The 232-nt window shown below is 36.6% G+C and carries 1 protein-coding gene; it reads left to right on the top strand.

Annotation, left to right across the window (positions count from 1 at the left end; all coding sequences use genetic code 11):
• A partial coding sequence (locus SB756_RS35835) for a hypothetical protein (RefSeq protein WP_410913997.1) occupies positions 1 to 232 on the top strand: 232 nt, incomplete at both ends.

Below are 232 nucleotides of genomic sequence, written 5' to 3'. Positions count from 1 at the left end.
AGGTTATGTAAGGTTTGACAGCTTTTTACATCCACTGAATGAGCAGGCTGGAGAGCTGCCAATTATTTGGAAGAGAATGCTTCAATTGGGGCTAAACCCTGGTGGCTCTGGTGTAGATACTAAGTACTCTGATAGTGATAGTGATAAGTTTGGTTGGGTAGAGCTTATTAATTTTAAAAATATGTCATTAGCAGAAAATCTTACACAAGAGAGGAAAAGCTTTTTAATTAAT

It is taken from the genome of Pseudomonas sp. SIMBA_068 (assembly GCF_046534705.1).
GTDB lineage: Bacteria > Pseudomonadota > Gammaproteobacteria > Pseudomonadales > Pseudomonadaceae > Aquipseudomonas > Aquipseudomonas putida.
Note: the sequence above shows the minus strand (reverse complement) of the source record. Positions and strands in the feature narration are given on the sequence as shown.